The sequence below is a fragment of the Pseudomonas sp. TNT3 genome, from assembly GCF_010095445.2.
Classification (GTDB): domain Bacteria; phylum Pseudomonadota; class Gammaproteobacteria; order Pseudomonadales; family Pseudomonadaceae; genus Aquipseudomonas.
Window position 1 is genome coordinate 94,756 of sequence record NZ_WFGV02000008.1, and the last position, 16,573, is coordinate 111,328.

General features: G+C 55.0%; 14 protein-coding genes and 1 tRNA gene. 13 read left to right on the plus strand and 2 right to left on the minus strand.

Annotated features, from left to right (window positions below):
* Positions 1-47 precede the first annotated feature (47 nt).
* The 13 genes from rpmI to GBC55_RS07700 all read left to right on the plus strand — a co-directional run bounded on the left by rpmI (position 48) and on the right by GBC55_RS07700 (position 14,676).
* Positions 48-242, plus strand: coding sequence for a 50S ribosomal protein L35 (gene rpmI, locus GBC55_RS07640; protein ID WP_008145659.1), 195 nt, complete (start codon positions 48-50; stop codon positions 240-242).
* Positions 243-269: 27 nt separating this feature from the next.
* Positions 270-626: a 50S ribosomal protein L20 gene (gene rplT / locus GBC55_RS07645; RefSeq protein WP_007905879.1), complete on the plus strand. Its 357-nt coding sequence runs from the start codon at positions 270-272 to the stop codon at positions 624-626.
* Between the two features lie 109 nt (positions 627-735).
* Entirely contained in the window at positions 736-1,752 is a 1,017-nt protein-coding gene (pheS, locus tag GBC55_RS07650; protein WP_007905876.1) for a phenylalanine--tRNA ligase subunit alpha, read from the plus strand.
* A 26-nt stretch (positions 1,753-1,778) separates the two neighbouring features.
* On the plus strand, positions 1,779-4,160 hold the full coding sequence (gene pheT, locus GBC55_RS07655) for a phenylalanine--tRNA ligase subunit beta (RefSeq protein WP_162437716.1): 2,382 nt from the start codon (positions 1,779-1,781) through the stop codon (positions 4,158-4,160).
* A gap of 3 nt (positions 4,161-4,163) precedes the next feature.
* Positions 4,164-4,466, plus strand: a complete 303-nt coding sequence (ihfA, locus tag GBC55_RS07660) for an integration host factor subunit alpha (protein ID WP_002553164.1) — start codon at positions 4,164-4,166, stop codon at positions 4,464-4,466.
* Complete coding sequence (locus GBC55_RS07665) at positions 4,447-4,803, plus strand: MerR family transcriptional regulator (RefSeq protein WP_093218077.1); 357 nt, start codon at positions 4,447-4,449, stop codon at positions 4,801-4,803. The genes ihfA and GBC55_RS07665 overlap by 20 nt, the downstream gene beginning before the upstream one ends.
* A gap of 88 nt (positions 4,804-4,891) precedes the next feature.
* Positions 4,892-4,968 (plus strand) — tRNA-Pro (locus GBC55_RS07670).
* Positions 4,969-5,176: 208 nt separating this feature from the next.
* A complete protein-coding gene (locus tag GBC55_RS07675; RefSeq protein WP_162437715.1) occupies positions 5,177-7,957 on the plus strand; it encodes a type I restriction-modification enzyme R subunit C-terminal domain-containing protein in 2,781 nt (926 codons plus the stop codon).
* Positions 7,954-9,693 carry a restriction endonuclease gene (locus GBC55_RS07680; protein ID WP_162437714.1) on the plus strand — a complete coding sequence of 580 codons (1,740 nt, stop codon included), beginning with the start codon at positions 7,954-7,956 and terminating at the stop codon, positions 9,691-9,693. Before GBC55_RS07675 ends, GBC55_RS07680 begins: the two co-directional genes overlap by 4 nt.
* Before the next feature lie 2 nt (positions 9,694-9,695).
* Positions 9,696-11,390: an ATP-binding protein gene (locus GBC55_RS07685; protein ID WP_162437713.1), complete on the plus strand. Its 1,695-nt coding sequence runs from the start codon at positions 9,696-9,698 to the stop codon at positions 11,388-11,390.
* Complete coding sequence (locus GBC55_RS07690) at positions 11,387-12,181, plus strand: HNH endonuclease signature motif containing protein (RefSeq protein WP_162437712.1); 795 nt, start codon at positions 11,387-11,389, stop codon at positions 12,179-12,181. The genes GBC55_RS07685 and GBC55_RS07690 overlap by 4 nt, the downstream gene beginning before the upstream one ends.
* Entirely contained in the window at positions 12,178-13,650 is a 1,473-nt protein-coding gene (locus tag GBC55_RS07695) for a class I SAM-dependent DNA methyltransferase (protein WP_162437757.1), read from the plus strand. The genes GBC55_RS07690 and GBC55_RS07695 overlap by 4 nt, the downstream gene beginning before the upstream one ends.
* A gap of 33 nt (positions 13,651-13,683) precedes the next feature.
* Positions 13,684-14,676: a restriction endonuclease gene (locus GBC55_RS07700; RefSeq protein ID WP_162437711.1), complete on the plus strand. Its 993-nt coding sequence runs from the start codon at positions 13,684-13,686 to the stop codon at positions 14,674-14,676.
* 267 nt (positions 14,677-14,943) lie between these two features.
* On the opposite strand, the gene GBC55_RS07705 is transcribed toward GBC55_RS07700, so the two are convergent.
* Together GBC55_RS07705 and GBC55_RS07710 are read right to left on the minus strand one after the other, a co-directional pair.
* Positions 14,944-15,765 (minus strand): hypothetical protein, encoded by an 822-nt coding sequence (locus GBC55_RS07705; RefSeq protein WP_162437710.1) that lies wholly within the window; start codon positions 15,763-15,765, stop codon positions 14,944-14,946.
* 292 nt (positions 15,766-16,057) lie between these two features.
* Positions 16,058-16,228, minus strand: a complete 171-nt coding sequence (locus GBC55_RS07710) for a hypothetical protein (protein WP_162437709.1) — start codon at positions 16,226-16,228, stop codon at positions 16,058-16,060.
* Positions 16,229-16,573: the final 345 nt, after the last annotated feature.

A 16,573-nucleotide genomic window follows, 5' to 3' on the forward strand; every position in this document is an offset into this window, starting at 1 on the left:
GCAGGCCTTCTGATTATGTTTATCAACTGAATGCGGAGTATCCGAACATGCCAAAAATGAAAACTAAAAGTGGTGCTGCTAAGCGGTTTCTGAAAACTGCTAACGGTATCAAGCACAAGCACGCTTTCAAGAGCCACATCCTGACTAAAATGTCGACCAAGCGTAAGCGTCAACTGCGCGGTAGCAGCTTGCTGGCACCGTGTGACGTGGCAAAAGTCGAGCGCATGCTGCGCCTTCGTTAATTTAGTCAAGAATAGAGGAAGTAACTCATGGCTCGTGTAAAGCGTGGCGTCATTGCCCGTAAACGTCACAAAAAAATTCTGAAACTTGCTAAAGGCTACTACGGCGCTCGCTCGCGCGTATTCCGTGTTGCCAAGCAAGCGGTAATCAAGGCAGGCCAATACGCCTACCGTGACCGTCGTCAGAAAAAACGTCAGTTCCGCGCTCTGTGGATCGCTCGTATCAACGCTGGTGCACGTATCAACGGCCTGTCCTACAGCCGTTTCATCGCCGGCCTGAAAAAAGCGTCCATCGAGATCGACCGTAAGGTTCTGGCTGATCTGGCAGTGAACGAAAAAGCGGCGTTTGCTGCGATTGTCGAGAAAGCTAAAGCCACCTTGGCTTAAGTACCCCCGACAGTCACCCGGCCCCATCTCTGTGGGGCCAGGTGTTAAACGTCATAAATAGGGGAAGAGCCTTCAAGCTCTTCCCCTATTTTGTATCTGGAGTCTGTACATGGAAAACCTGGACGCGCTCGTCTCTCAAGCTCTAGAGGCTGTGCAAAGCGCTGAAGATATCAATGCCCTGGAGCAAATCCGGGTTCACTACCTTGGCAAAAAGGGTGAATTGACTCAGGTGATGAAGACCCTGGGGAATTTGCCGGCAGAAGAGCGTCCGCAAGTCGGCGCCCTGATCAACGTTGCCAAGGAGCGTGTCACAGAGGTTCTCAATGCCCGCAAGGCACTGTTTGAAGAGGCCGACCTGGCCGCCAAACTGTCTGCCGAGTCCATTGACGTGACCCTGCCTGGCCGTGGCCAGACCTCGGGTGGTCTGCATCCGGTCACTCGCACTCTGGAACGTATCGAACAGTTCTTCACCCACATTGGCTACGGCATCGCCGAAGGCCCTGAGGTCGAAGACGATTACCACAACTTTGAAGCGCTCAACATCCCAGGCCATCACCCGGCCCGGTCGATGCATGACACCTTCTATTTCAATGCCAACATGTTGCTGCGCACCCATACCTCGCCGGTCCAGGTCCGCACCATGGAATCGAAACAGCCGCCGATCCGCATCGTCTGCCCAGGCCGTGTGTACCGTAGCGACTCGGATATCACTCACTCTCCGATGTTCCACCAGGTCGAAGGCCTGCTGGTCGACCGCGATATCAACTTCGCCGACCTGAAGGGCACCATCGAAGAGTTCCTGCGCGTGTTCTTCGAGAAAGAACTGGCAGTGCGTTTCCGTCCCTCGTATTTCCCGTTCACCGAGCCATCCGCCGAAGTCGACATGGAATGCGTGATGTGCAGCGGCAAAGGTTGCCGCGTCTGCAAGCAGACTGGCTGGCTGGAAGTGATGGGCTGCGGCATGGTTCACCCGAACGTGCTGCGCATGTCCGGGATCGACCCGGAAGAGTTTTCGGGCTTTGCCTTCGGCATGGGCGTTGAGCGTCTGGCCATGCTGCGTTACGGCGTGAACGACTTGCGTCTGTTCTTCGACAACGACTTGCGGTTCCTCGCGCAATTTCGCTAGTCGTAACGAATTCTTAGGAGAGCAGGATGAAATTCAGTGAACAATGGCTGCGTGGCTGGGTAAGCCCGCAGGTAAGTCGCGACGAGCTGGTTGCTCGTCTGTCGATGGCCGGTCTTGAGGTCGATAGCGTTACGCTGGCCGCCGGCGAATTCACCGGTGTGATCGTGGGCGAGGTGCTGAGCACCGAACAGCACCCGGACGCCGACAAGCTGCGTGTTTGCCAGGTCAGCAATGGCTCGGAGACTTTCCAGGTGGTATGCGGCGCGCCAAACGTGCGCCCGGGCCTGAAGATCCCGTTTGCCATGATCGGTGCCGAACTGCCGGGCGACTTCAAAATCAAGAAAGCCAAGCTGCGTGGCGTTGAATCCAACGGCATGCTGTGCTCGCAAGCCGAGCTGCAGGTCGGTGAAGGAAACGATGGCCTGATGGAATTGCCGGCTGATGCGCCGGTCGGTCAGGATATTCGTGAATACCTGAAACTCGACGACGCCAGCATCGAAGTCGACCTGACGCCGAACCGCGGCGACTGCCTGTCCCTGGCCGGCCTGGCTCGTGAAGTGGGCGCGCTGTATGACGCCGAAGTCACTCGCCCAGTGGTTGCCAGCGTTCCTGCCGTGCACGACGAAGTGCGCTCGGTTGAGGTGCTGGCCCCGGCAGCTTGCCCACGTTACCTGGGTCGTGTGATCCGTAACGTCGACTTGTCCAAGCCCACCCCGCTGTGGATGGTCGAGCGCCTGCGTCGCTCCGACGTGCGCAGCATCGATGCCGCCGTCGACATTACCAACTACGTAATGATTGAACTGGGTCAGCCGCTGCACGCCTTCGATCTCGCTGAAATCAATGGCGGCATCCGTGTGCGCATGGCCGAAGAAGGCGAGAAGCTGGTACTGCTCGACGGTCAGGAAGTCAGCCTGCGTAGCGATACGCTGGTGATCGCCGACCACACCCGTGCCCTGGCAATCGCTGGCGTCATGGGCGGTGAGCATAGCGGCGTCAACACCGCGACGACTCGCGATATCTTCCTGGAAAGCGCGTTCTTCGATCAGATCGCTGTGGCTGGCAAGGCTCGTTCCTATGGCCTGCACACCGACGCCTCGCACCGCTACGAGCGTGGTGTGGATTGGCAGTTGGCCCGTGAAGCCATGGAGCGCGCCACTGGCCTGCTGCTGGAAATCACCGGTGGTGAAGCTGGCCCGGTCATCGAAACCGTCAGCGAACAGCACTTGCCGTCGATCGCACCGGTGACCTTGCGCTCCCAGCGCATCAGCCAGATGCTCGGCATGGAAATGGAATCGGCTGAAGTCGAGCGCTTGCTCAACGGCTTGGGCCTGAAAATTTCCGCCGATGGGGCAGGGCAGTGGCGCGTTGAAGTGCCAAGCCACCGCTTCGACATCAGCCTGGAAGTCGACCTGATCGAAGAGCTGGCCCGTCTTTACGGCTACAACCGCCTGCCGGTTCGTTACCCGCAAGCGCGCCTGGCTCCGCAAGCCAAGGCAGAAGCCCGCAGCGATCTGCCGGAACTGCGTCGTCTGCTGGTCGCCCGTGGTTACCAGGAAGCGATTACCTACAGCTTCATCGATCCGAAACAATTCGAGTTGTTTAATCCAGGTGTAGAGCCGCTGCTGCTGGCCAACCCGATTTCCAACGACATGGCCGCCATGCGTTCGTCCCTGTGGCCAGGTCTGGTCAAAGCGCTTCAGCACAACCTGAACCGTCAACAGGACCGCGTCCGTCTTTTCGAAAGCGGTCTGCGCTTCGTCGGTCAGCTGGAAGGCTTGAAGCAAGAGCCGATGTTGGCTGGTGTCGTGTGCGGCAGCCGCCTGCCGGAAGGTTGGGCACAGGGTCGCGATGTCGTGGACTTCTTCGACGTCAAGGCGGACGTGGAAGCGGTGCTGGGTTTCGCCGGCGCACTCGATTCGTTCACCTTCGTGCCGGGCAAACACCCTGCGCTGCACCCGGGTCAAACCGCGCGCATCGAACGAGAAGGTCGCCTGGTAGGCTTCGTCGGTGCTATCCACCCTGAATTATCGAAAACCCTCGGTCTCGACCGTCCGGTCTTCGTCTTCGAGCTGGTTTTAGCTGAAGTGGCGTTGGGCAAAATGCCTAAATTCCAGGAGTTATCGCGTTTTCCTGAAGTGCGTCGTGACCTCGCGCTGCTGGCCGACAAAGACGTCGCAGCCAGTGCCGTATTGGACGTAATCCGTGAAAATGCAGGCGAATGGCTGACAGACCTCAGGCTATTTGACGTGTATCAGGGTAAAGGCATTGATCCTGATAGAAAAAGCCTCGCCGTCGGCTTGACCTGGCAGCATCCATCGCGCACTCTTAATGACGATGAGGTGAATAGCACGACACAAAACATCCTCACCTCGCTCGAACAAAGGTTGAACGCCACGTTAAGGAAGTGACGTATGGGGGCTCTGACGAAAGCTGAAATGGCGGAACGTCTGTATGAAGAGCTGGGCCTGAATAAACGGGAGGCCAAGGAATTGGTCGAACTGTTTTTTGAGGAAATCAGGCACGCTCTTGAAGACAACGAACAAGTCAAATTGTCCGGTTTCGGCAATTTCGACCTTCGGGACAAACGCCAGCGGCCTGGCCGCAATCCGAAAACGGGAGAAGAAATCCCGATCACGGCTCGCCGTGTGGTCACCTTTCGTCCAGGGCAGAAGTTGAAGGCCCGAGTTGAGGCTTATGCTGGAACCAAGTCATAACGACGAGCTACCCGTCATCCCAGGCAAACGCTACTTCACCATTGGTGAAGTTAGCGAGCTGTGCGCAGTAAAGCCACACGTGCTGCGCTACTGGGAGCAGGAGTTTCCTCAACTCAACCCTGTCAAACGCCGCGGAAACCGCCGGTATTATCAGCGACAAGACGTGCTGATGATCCGGCAGATCCGCGCGCTCCTTTACGATCAGGGGTTCACCATCGGCGGCGCACGCTTGCGTTTATCCGGCGATGAAGCCAAAGACGACACCACTCAGTACAAACAGATGATTCGGCAGATGATTGCTGAATTGGAAGATGTGCTGATTGTTCTCAAGAAATAATTTCTGCTTTTAAATACTTCCAGTTTTCAAAAGCTTGCGATATATTCTTGAGCGTCCTTCGAGAAGAGGGGCGAGTTTCACGCCTAGTCGGGGCGTAGCGCAGTCCGGTAGCGCACTAGCATGGGGTGCTAGGGGTCGAGTGTTCGAATCACTCCGTCCCGACCATAAATATCAAGGAAATCCAATCACTTAGCGGTGGTTGGATTTTTTTATGTTTTGCGTTTTTTATTCTTGAAAAGAGTTTTACTGTTTTCGTTGCCAATTGGTTGCCAATTGAGATTGGCTTGCCAGTCCTGTGGGATTAGGATGAGGTTTGGAAGCGGAGTGGTTTTTGTCCCTATCCATATGCACGGAATTTGCAGGGATCAGCATCATGACTCCAGAATTAAAAGCCCGTCAGCAAATTGACTCTAAGCTTGAAAAAGCCGGCTGGGTTATCCAGGGCATGAAAGAGCTCAACCTGTCCGCAGGTGTTGGCGTAGCCGTGCGTGAAGTCTCGACCGACACTGGTCCGGCTGATTACATATTGTTCGTGAACCGCACTGCTGTGGGGGTCATCGAAGCCAAAAAAGATAGCGATGGCGAAAACCTCACCGCCACCGAAAGACAGACCGAGCGCTACTCCATCTCCAACCTCAAGTGGCGTAAGGACAATACGCCGCTGCGTTTTCTGTTTGAGGCCACCGGACAGATTATCCGTTTTACCGACAACGCTGATCCAGCGCCTCGCTCGCGCGAAATATTCAATTTCTTCAAGCCTGAAACGCTTGCGATCTGGTTGGCTCAACCGGAAACCCTACGCCGTCGTCTGGCCGAGCAAATGCCCGCACTGCCCGAGCGCAACCTGCGCGACTGCCAGATCGGCGCCGTTACCGGCTTGGAACAGTCGCTGGCACTGAACAAACCTCGCTCCTTGGTACACATGGCTACCGGAGCGGGCAAAACCTTCACTGCCATTACCGCCGTATACCGCCTGCTCAAGTTCGGCGGTGCCAAGCGCATCCTGTTTCTGGTCGATACCCGCAACCTCGGTAAGCAGACCCATCAGGAATTTATGGCTTATACGCCGCCGGATGATGGCCGCAAGTTCACCGAACTTTACAATGTGCAGCGGTTGGCCTCGCCCAGCATCGACCCGCACTCGCAGGTGTGCATCAGCACCATTCAGCGCATGTACTCCATTCTGAGCGGCGAGCCGATTGATGACTCGGTCGAAGATGTCTCGCTCAACGAAGTGCAGCAGACGGCTAAACAAGTGAAGCTCGTCCGATACAACCCCGTTGTGCCAGTGGAAACTTTCGATTTCATCATCATCGACGAATGCCACCGCAGCATCTACAACCTGTGGAAACAGGTGCTCGACTATTACGATGCCAGTCTGATCGGTCTCACCGCTACGCCAGACAAACGCACTTTCGGCTTCTTCAACGAAAACATCGTCGCCGAATATACCTATGAGCAATCAGTGGCTGATGGCGTCAACGTCGGTTACGACGTGTATGAGATTGAAACCGAAATTACCCAAAAAGGTGCCGAACTCAAAGCCAAGGAATATGTCGACCACCGTGACCGGCAAACGCGCAAGAAACGCTGGGGTGAAACCGAAGAAGATACGGCTTATACCGGCAAGGAACTCGATCGCTCTGTGGTGAATGTGAGCCAGATTCGGCAGGTGATTCGGGCCATGAAAGCTGCTGTGGAAACGCAGATTTTTCCGGCGCGCAAAGAAACACCCAAAACGCTGATCTTTGCCAAGACGGACAGCCACGCCGACGACATTATCAACATCCTGCGCGAGGTCTATGGGCAGGGTAATGCCTTCTGCAAAAAAGTCACTTACAAAGCTGAAGAAGACGCTGACAGCATTCTTGCCAGCTTTCGCAACGACTACAACCCGCGTATCGCCGTGACGGTGGACATGATCGCCACCGGCACCGATGTGAAACCGCTGGAAGTGCTGCTCTTTATGCGCGATGTGCGCAGCAAGGGCTACTACGAACAAATGAAGGGGCGCGGTGTGCGCAGCCTCGATGGCGAGAGCCTCAAACGCGTCAGCAACAGTGCCGATGGTGCCAAAACCCGCTTTGTGTTGATCGACGCGGTGGGCGTGGAAAAGTCCCTCAAAACAGAAAGCCGCCCGCTGGAGAAAAAGCCCGGCATAGCGCTGAAGGACCTGCTGCAAGGCGTAGCGATGGGTAGTCGCGACGACGACACTGTACTTTCGCTCGCCAATCGCTTGGTGCGGCTGGCCAAGCAACTAGACGAAAAGGCCCGGGCTCGGATCGAGAAAGCCAGCGGCGGCATTCCCGTGGCCGAGCTGGGCAAGGGGCTGATTGCCGCGCTGGACCCTGATGCCATCGTGCAAGCCGCTTTGGACGCCGCTAAGGCCAAGGGCATCACCCGCTCTGAGGACACCTTGCTGCCCGAAGAGATTGAAGCCGCCCGCGCTGAGCGTGTGGCCGCCGCATGCGCCCCGTTCGATCAACCGACGCTGCGTGACGAGATCGAATACGCCCGCCGCGAGCGCGAGCAGCTTATCGACCACATCAATCTGGATCAGGTGACATTTTCCGGTTTCAGCGAGCAGGCCGAAGAACAAGCCAGGGCGGTAATCCAAACATTTGCCGGATACATAAAGCAGCATAAAGATGAAATCGCTGCGCTGGACTTTTTCTACCAGCAACCCTTCCAGCGCCGCGCGCTCACCTTCGAAATGATCGAAGACCTGCACGAACGCTTGAGCAAACCGCCGCTGATGCTCACCACCGAACGTTTGTGGAGTGCCTATGCCCGCGTGCAGGCCGGCCAAGTCAAAGGTGTGGATCGCAAGCGCCAGCTCACCGATCTCGTCTCACTGGTGCGTTTTGCACTCGGGTTGGACGCTGAGTTGAAGCCATTTGCTGATGAAGTGGATAAGCGTTTTCAAACATGGATCTTCCGTCACAACGCTCAGCGCGGCAATGCCTTCACGGCTGAACAAACTGAATGGCTGCGCCTAATGAAAGACCATATTGCCAGCAGCTGTAGCATCAGCCGAGACGATTTTGACTATGCCGAACTGGCCGACAAGGGTGGTTTGCAAAAGGCCTGGGGGCTGTTTGGCAAGGAACTAGATGGACTGATGAACGAAATGAATGAGGAGTTGGTGGCGTGAGTGAATTGCCGAAGGGTTGGGCGCGCGAGCCTCTGGAGAAGCTTATCCACCCGAGGAGCGAGCGTGTTTCGCCAGCAAATAGCCCAAGTGCTCCATATATTGGGTTGGAGCATGTGCAAGCTCATACAAATACGATCCTTGGGACAGTACCTGCATCAACCATGTCAAGTAGCTCAGCGAGCTTCGAGGCTGGCGACGTTTTGTACGGTCGTATGCGCCCGTACCTGAATAAAGTCGTTAGGCCAAAGTTTGCCGGACTGGCTTCAGCTGAGTTCATCGTCTATCCAGAATCGGAAGTGTTTGATTCTAATTTCCTGTTGAGTCGAATGTCGACATCCGACTTTGTTGAGTTCGCCTGCAGTCAATATGAAGGCGATAGACCACGAGTGAAATACGATGCCCTGGGAAAGTTCGCGATAGATCTTCCACCCCGCGCCGAACAAACCCGAATTGTCGCCAAGCTCGAAGAACTTCTCTCGGACCTTGATGAAGGTCTGGCCGAACTCAAGGCCGCGCAGAAGAAGCTCAAGCAATACCGCCAATCGCTGCTGAAAGCCGCCGTGGAGGGTACGCTTACCGCTAAGTGGCGCGAAGAGCAGCGAGCACAGAACTCTCTGCAAGAGACCGGCGCACAATTGCTGGCGCGCATCCTCACTGAGCGTCGCACCCGCTGGGAAGCCAAGCAGCTCGAAAAATTCAAGAACCAAGGCAAAACCCCGCCCAAAGACTGGCAAAAGAAATATTCCAACCCGATGCAGGCGGATACCTCTGGTTTACCGGAGTTGCCGGAAGAGTGGGTGTGGGCGAGCGTGGATCAGCTAACTGAGTTCGTTACGAGCGGTTCGCGGGGCTGGGCCGAGTATTACTCAGAAACCGGTGCAACGTTTATTCGCTCTCAAAACATCAACAAGGACTGGTTGGATTTGTCAGATATCGCATTCGTGAATCCTCCGAAAGGATCGGAAGGCGCACGAACCCGGGTCCAGCAAGACGACGTTCTCCTGACAATTACGGGCGCCAATGTTGGGAAAGCAGCGCTCGTGGAAACGGAGTTGAAAGAGGCCTACGTCAGCCAACATGTAGCATTGATCCGAGTTGTCGAACCAGAACTCGCAGAGCTTTTACATCTGTTCCTCATCTCGGACGCTGGGGGGCGCGGCCAATTGAACAAGGAGGCCTATGGCGCAGGCAAACCTGGCTTGAATCTGCAGCAGGTTGCCGCCGTGTCGATACCGCTCGCAGGCCCATTCGAAATTCGTGCGCTGTTGAGTGCTGTAGCCGTTCAACTGCAAGCAGCAGGCGAGAGTGAAGCGGCGATCACAGCAGCTCTCAAACAATGCGCCGCCCAACGCCAAAACATCCTGCGCGCCGCCTTCGCAGGTCAATTGGTGCCGCAAAACCCGAACGACGAACCCGCCAGCGTAATGCTGCATCGCATCCGCGCTGAGCAGGCGGAGCGCGACAAGCTACCCAAGGTACGCAAGACCAAACAACAGAAGGAGATCGCCGCCGTGGTGAGCAAACTGATTGATGTGCTCGCCGAAGCGGGTGACTGGACTCCTGCGCAAGAAGCTTTCCGTCGCTGCGGTGTAGCCGATGGTGCGCTGACATCTCAGATTGAAGAGCTCTATGCCGAGCTGCGAGCCTTGGACAAGGCGGGGCGGCTGGCCGTTGAAGCGGTCACAGATGAGCAGGGCCGCAAGCTCCACGACCGTTTGAAACTATTGGCAAACTAACCATGCGCCTCGACAAGCTCACCATCGGCAGCGCGAAAGACAGCCCGACCCACCAGTTCAAGAACTTGAAAAACGTTACCATCGATTTCGATGAGGATCACTGGGTCACGGTCGTAATTGGCTGGAACGGCACTGGTAAATCGAACGTGCTAGAAGCGCTAGCTATCATCTTCAGAGATTTGATTGCTAAGAAGCGCAGCCCCGTCTTTGCCTTTCAGTTGGCATACCGCATGGGCTCAGGCGAGAGCCTGCGCCACATTCAAATTGATGCCGACCCGGACCGTAAGAAGGATGCCTTTCTTATTCGCGTCGCTGATGCCAGGCAAATCAAGCAGCGCGACTTGGGCCATAGCGTCTTTGACTTTGAAGGCGATGCTGACAAGTCACCACAGGGTGAGTCTATCAAGCTCACTGCCTTCTTGAGTGCGGATTACGAGTACTTGCCACGCTACGTGTTCAGCTACTACTCGGGTGAGAGCCCGCGTATGTATGAGGTTTTTCGTCCTTACCTGGAGACCTATTACAAGGATCTTCTAGATTCGGAGACTGACCCAGCGCCAAAGCGACTCTTCTATGCTTTGCCTGTCCACAGCCAGTTTGTTCTTCTTGCATTCCTGATCCGGCCTGACCAAAAAGTGAAAGATTTTTTGGCGACGGAACTTGGTATTGATCCAGATAATGGGATCGAGTCCGTTCTTTTTGTCTTGCGCGACCCGCCTTGGAGTTCGAAAGAGGGAGACCCTAGATTCTGGTACGCAAGAGGATTGGTTCAGCGGTTTCTAGATCGGCTGATGAAGGTGTCGCTGGCGCCGATCACAATCAAAAGGAAGTTGAAGAAGTCCATATGGAACAAGAACACGTCTGAGCGCGAATATAAGTACCTGTATATAAAGGATGTGGAGTCGCTGAGAGATCTTGTAGGTAGTCAGCCAGCAAATGAGTTCTTCCGTGACTTGGAAAGTACCTACGTCTCCGAATTGATCGAGGAGGTGCGCATCCGCGTGCGTCTGAAGAAAAACGACGGCAGCGTGACGTTTCGTGAGCTCAGCGAGGGTGAACAACAGTTACTGACGGTGTTAGGCTTGCTGCGCTTTACCGCTGAAGATGAAAGCCTGTTCTTGCTGGATGAACCCGACACGCACCTGAATCCACGGTGGTGTGTGGACTACCTTAACTACCTGAAATCATTTGTCGGGCAGAACAGTGACGGCCAAGATAACAGCCATATCGTGCTGACGACTCATAACCCCTTGGCCATTGCAGAGCTGGTCAAGGAACAAGTTCAAATACTGTACCGCGAAACAGACAGCCGCACGGTGCGCGCGGAGAACCCGGCCGTCGACCCTAAAGGCTTGGGATTCGCTGGCATCGTAACCAGCGATATGTTCGGCTTGGGCACCAGCTTGGACAAAGCCACTAATGACGACCTGTTGGCATTGCATCAACTCGCCACCCAGCAGCAGCCTCTCAGCGAGGCTGAACGGGAGAAGTTGGTAGACATCCGCCAGCGGCTAGAAGGTTTGGACTTCAACTTCGCTTCGCGTGACCGGTTGGAGCAAGAGTATCTTCGTGCAAGATTTGATTTGGCTGCAGATGGCGATATCGAGGGTGCCGTTGTCACGCCAGAAAACAAACAAAAGGCCCTCGATGCCTTAGTGCAAAGCCTGCTGCGCAGTTTACAGGAGGGGCAGACTTGAGGTTCATTCTGATTCCATTGCCACCTCATTTGCCCGCGCGCTGGCCCAAAATCTACTCCAGAAGAATAACGACGGTTGGGGCGTTCGCCTCGCATGATCTCCGCTCCGCTTACATCAAGAAGAACGGTAGCTGGGGCTTGCTCAAAAAGTGGCTCGCAAATGCCAGCGGAGAAAAGTGCTGGTACTGCGAAGCGAAAAGCGCGCGCGCGCCTTTTGATGTCGACCACTTTCGGCCCAAATTGGGCATTACAGTGGATGGGGTCAAGTTGGCTGATCATAACGGATACTTCTGGTTGGCTTATGAATGGTGGAACTTCCGCCTTTCGTGCCAACGGTGCAATCGTCCAGAGAAAGACGAGGGTGACACCCTGCATGGTAAAGCCAATGAGTTTCCGATTCAGGATGAGGCAAAGCGTTGCTCGCTACCCGCAGCCCCTTTGGATGCGGAGCTGCCTATGCTATTGGACCCGTGCGTGTTTGCTGACTGCGAACTGCTAGCCCACGGTATAGACGGCGAGGTCAAGCCAGTGGCTCCAACTGGAACTTGGGAATTCCAGCGTGCGCGGTACACGATTGACCGTCTTGGATTCAACGAATGGAACAGCCCTGAGGACAAACGCAGTCGGTGGCAGACGCTCGCCACGTTGCTTGCTGTCGTAGGCGACGCAGCCAATCCTGCCGTCATTGCTGAACTGAAAAAACATCTTTCCTACGAACACGAATACGCGAGTTTTTTCCGATCTGCCATTGGCACACATCGCGATAAGGCTTGGGTGGAGTCACTTTTATGAATACCAACTCCCTCGTCCAGAAAGTCTGGAATTTCTGCCACACCCTGCGCGACGACGGCGTGGGCTATGGAGACTACCTGGAACAGCTCACTTACTTGCTTTTCCTGAAGCTGGCGCACGAATACGCGCAGGAGCCCTACAACCGCGATACTCACATCCCGAAGGGCTATGACTGGGCCAGTCTGACCTCCAAAGTGGGCGAACCGCTGGAAGCGCATTACCTGGCTACGCTGCACAAGCTGGGACAAGGGTCCGGCATGCTTGGCGCTATTTTCTTCAAGGCGCAGAACAAGATTCAAGACCCGGCCAAGCTTTCGCGTCTGGTACAGCTGATTGATGCCGAAAGCTGGATCAGCCTGGGGGCTGACACCAAGGGCGATCTGTATGAAGGCCTGCTGCAGAAGAACGCGGAAGACACCAAGAGCGGCGCGGGCCAATACTTCACACCACGCGCGCTGATCGAGGCGATTGTGGCCTGCGTGCGCCCCGAGCCGATGAAAACCATTGCGGATCCGGCCTGCGGCACAGGCGGTTTTTTCCTGGGAGCATACAACTGGTTGACGCGGCCTGGAGCCAAGCTGAACAAGTCACAAAAGGAATTCCTGCGCGACAAGACCTTCCACGGCAACGAGATTGTGCCAAACACGCGCCGCATGTGCTTGATGAATCTTTTTCTGCACAACGTTGGCGAGTTGGATGGTGAGCCCTTAGTGGCGCGTTCAGATGCGTTGATCACTGAGCCCAAATTGAAAGTGGATTACGTGCTGGCCAACCCGCCCTTCGGCAAGAAGAGCAGCATGACCATCACCAATGAAGAGGGCGAGGAAGACAAAGAGGCGCTGACCTACGAGCGGCAGGATTTCTGGGAAACCACGTCGAACAAGCAGCTCAACTTCTTGCAGCACATCGTTAGCATGCTGAAGGTGGACGGCAAAGCGGCTGTGGTGTTGCCCGACAACGTGCTGTTTGAAGGCGGCGCAGGCGAAAAGATCCGCAAGAAGTTGCTGGAGAACTGCGACGTACACACGGTGCTACGCCTGCCCACGGGCATCTTTTATGCCCAGGGCGTGAAAGCGAACGTGGTGTTCTTCGACAGCGCGCCCAAAGATGGGCGTGTGCACACCAAGGGCGTCTGGTTCTTCGACCTGCGCACCAACAAACACTTCACGCTGAAGACGCGCACGCTGAAGCTGGACGACCTGCAAGATTTCATCACCTGCTACAACGCGGAAAACCGTTTTGAGAGGCAGGAAACCGAGCGTTTCAGGTACTTTAGCTACGATGACTTGATGATCCGCGACAAGGCCAGTCTGGACATTTTCTGGCTGAAAGACGATAGCCTCGACAACTTAGATGACCTGCCGCCACCGGATGTTTTGCAGTTGGAGATCATTGATCATCTCGAAGCGGCTCTGCTCGCGTTTCGCGAGGTTTCTTTGAGTTTGCCGCGATCTAAGGTGGTTGATTAATTGTGATGATGGTGTGATGTCAGGAGAGATAAGATGGCTCGGATGTGGATGGTGCGTGGTGAAGCTGGAAGCTTATACGACTCTTTTCGGGAGCGTGAGGTGGCCGCAATCGGGTGGAGCCGGTTGGCCGCGCATGCGAAGCCTGGCGTCGGGCGTAAACAGTTAATTGCTCTCTACCAATCCGTTGAGCCTCAGATGAAGCAAGGCACGGTGATTTCGGGTGCCTCTCAAGTGTGGCGCTTCGTGAACGAGATTCAGGATGGTGATTGGGTAGTGACTTATTCACCTGCCAATCGCCTTTATATGGTCGGCAATGTCAAGGGCGCGGCCGAATACCATCCCGAATGGGCTGAGCAAGGTATGTCACTGGTGCGCAAAGTGCAGTGGCAGCAACAGGAGTTGCCGCGTGACAATTTGGGTATTAGTACCAAGAACAGCCTAGGCTCAACTTTAACCTTATTCAAAGTGCCCTCCAGTGCCGCAGCCGAAGTGATCGCGGCATTGAAGGGCAATCCAGTACCGCAAGTGGAGGACGAGGCTGAAGAAAGTATTGCTGATCCGTTGGCCGACATTGAGTCTCAGGCGTTAGAGCGAATCAAGGATCAAGTGAGTGAGCTCGACTGGGATGAGATGCAGCACCTGGTCGCAGGTATTCTACGTGCGATGGGCTACAAGACTCAGGTTTCACCACCAGGTTCTGACCGTGGTAAAGACATCGTCGCCTCACCCGATGGCTTCGGCTTTGAGCACCCCCGCATTGTGGTTGAGGTCAAGCATCGCAAGGGTCAGATGGGTAGTCAGGACATCCGCAGCTTTCTTGGTGGCCGGCACAAGGATGATCGTGGTCTTTATGTTAGTACAGGCGGTTTCAGCAAAGACGCGCAGTATGAGGCTGACCGTGCATCCATCCCATTGGCTATGTGGACTGTGGATCATGTGGTGAGGGCTTTGATTGAGCACTACCACGCCACTGACGCGGAAACCAAACGCATCGTCCCACTGAAGCGACTCTATTGGCCAGCATAAGCTCGGTGAGTGGATTGCCGCTAGCATTTGCATCCAGGGACCGTATCTGCGTGACGCTTCAACTTATTGTTGCGTATCCGAATAGGTATATGACTGGCGCCGCGACGAGATCAGCCTGGATGAGGTGGAGCGGATTAGGTTGTAAACCATACCTGCCGCACCGACCAGCTTCAGGATCGATGCCGCAGGGCCATCTGGAGCAGCTGACCAATATCGTCTTAGCTCATTATCTATGCTGCCTTTCTTCCCGCGTACAGATCATGAGTGTCACGGATTGCCGGCCATCTGACGGGCGTAATGACGGTCACTGAGATCCTTCTTAGGATCAGTCTTGACCCAACGCTGAGACTTCGTACAGTCCATGCAGGTCAGTATATTTTTGTCAGCGCTGAGGGTGTAAAGATGCGCTTTGGGGCCATCACCGATTTTTAAGCCAGCTTCGGTGACCTCGAACTTGGGAACTTCATGTCCCAGGCGATAATCCATGTTCTCAAAGTTAAACGACCAGATTTTGATCTGGCTTTTGCGCCAGATGGTCATGATGGTCAACGGGTCTTGTTTCGTGGTGCGCTGATAGACCCAGTCACCTTCATATGACGTCAGTTTCGGGGCTTCTGCATTACGTCGATCTTGCTCCCGAGCTTTCTGCTGCATTTTTTCAAATTCGGCATTCATTGCTTCCTCATTCTTGCGGGCCTGATCCTTCAGTAGCTGCCCTACGTCATATGGCCCGTTAGGATCATAATTCCAAACCAAATCATCCTTCTTCGTGCCGAGCACCTTGCAATTAAGGCAATCCAGGCTGCGCTCATCGACGTTACGCCTCATCACCAGACGTGTAGAGCCATTCACGGCATCAAGAATAAGTTTTTCCTCTTTTACCGAAACCTTCATTTTACCGAGAGGTTTGATGCCGTCTTTCTCAAAATCCACAAATAGCTCTGCTTCATCACCATGAACATTGAGAACCATGGTCCCCTTCACATTTGAGTCTTTAAATCGGTAAGCCCCATTGAAATCCTCGCCACCGCAGCCAGCAAGGAGAGAGGCGGCAACAACCGTTGCCGCCAGTTCGAATAAAGTGCGCATAACATCCTTTCTTGATATCTATGACGCCTGTTTCCTAGCGTCCTGTGAGGGGAGTAGGGATAGCCAAAATGACAGGCCAAAATAAAGGTGTCATTTTGACAACATCACCTTTCGTTCGCCATTAAGCTCGCCAATGAACAATTCAGCGCGAAATAGATCCAATCGCAGAAGCACTGGCATCCAGTACAGTCGCAGCACCGTTCCATCACTTGCAACGATCAAAGGCCGCGTCGAGGATGCCGACCAGACCAGCCCCGGACAGAGACAACTGACGAGAATTAGCTCATCTAGATCAGCGCTCATCATGGTCTGCCCTCTCCCGATGTTCCAGCCATGCCCCCCAGCCCCACAAAACAGCGCCCAGCACCGCCAACGCAATAATGCCCCACAGCGGCAACCAGCGATTTGAACCGATCCAGAACCCCAGTCCCACGAAGAAAAGCGTCATCCACAGCCGCTTCATTTCACACCTCAGATTTCATTTGAGAGGCAAACGCTAACCGGGGGGCGGGGCGTGTCATCGGGACGCCACGAAAAATCGTCAATTCCCCAGCTGGGGGGCGAGGGCTCCGCAACGGTTTACCCAGGAACGGCAACACCGTCGCGCTGATTTGTGCATTGCGACAATAAACAGGGGCTTTCTGGGGAATTCACTAGTTATCCGGATGCCCTGGCGTGAATTGCAGTGCCAGACCAGAGGGCTCTCGGTGAAATCTCAGTGGTGGGAGGATGAATATCAGTGTTTCGCCAAGGTGCCGCTATGAACCGCTGTGGTTTGCCAGTGCCATCAAAAGGCTTTCCCAGCTAT

Excerpts from the sequence above, each read along its gene's own strand:
- rpmI (WP_008145659.1), top strand. The coding sequence starts at position 48 with ATGCCAAAAATGAAAACTAAAAGTGGTGCTGCTAAGCGGTTTCTGAAA.
- rplT (WP_007905879.1), top strand. The coding sequence starts at position 270 with ATGGCTCGTGTAAAGCGTGGCGTCATTGCCCGTAAACGTCACAAAAAA.
- pheS (WP_007905876.1), top strand. The coding sequence starts at position 736 with ATGGAAAACCTGGACGCGCTCGTCTCTCAAGCTCTAGAGGCTGTGCAA.
- pheT (WP_162437716.1), top strand. The coding sequence starts at position 1,779 with ATGAAATTCAGTGAACAATGGCTGCGTGGCTGGGTAAGCCCGCAGGTA.
- ihfA (WP_002553164.1), top strand. The coding sequence starts at position 4,164 with ATGGGGGCTCTGACGAAAGCTGAAATGGCGGAACGTCTGTATGAAGAG.
- GBC55_RS07665 (WP_093218077.1), top strand. The coding sequence starts at position 4,447 with ATGCTGGAACCAAGTCATAACGACGAGCTACCCGTCATCCCAGGCAAA.
- GBC55_RS07675 (WP_162437715.1), top strand. The coding sequence starts at position 5,177 with ATGACTCCAGAATTAAAAGCCCGTCAGCAAATTGACTCTAAGCTTGAA.
- GBC55_RS07685 (WP_162437713.1), top strand. The coding sequence starts at position 9,696 with ATGCGCCTCGACAAGCTCACCATCGGCAGCGCGAAAGACAGCCCGACC.
- GBC55_RS07695 (WP_162437757.1), top strand. The coding sequence starts at position 12,178 with ATGAATACCAACTCCCTCGTCCAGAAAGTCTGGAATTTCTGCCACACC.
- GBC55_RS07700 (WP_162437711.1), top strand. The coding sequence starts at position 13,684 with ATGGCTCGGATGTGGATGGTGCGTGGTGAAGCTGGAAGCTTATACGAC.
- GBC55_RS07705 (WP_162437710.1), bottom strand. The coding sequence starts at position 15,765 with ATGCGCACTTTATTCGAACTGGCGGCAACGGTTGTTGCCGCCTCTCTC.
- GBC55_RS07710 (WP_162437709.1), bottom strand. The coding sequence starts at position 16,228 with ATGAAGCGGCTGTGGATGACGCTTTTCTTCGTGGGACTGGGGTTCTGG.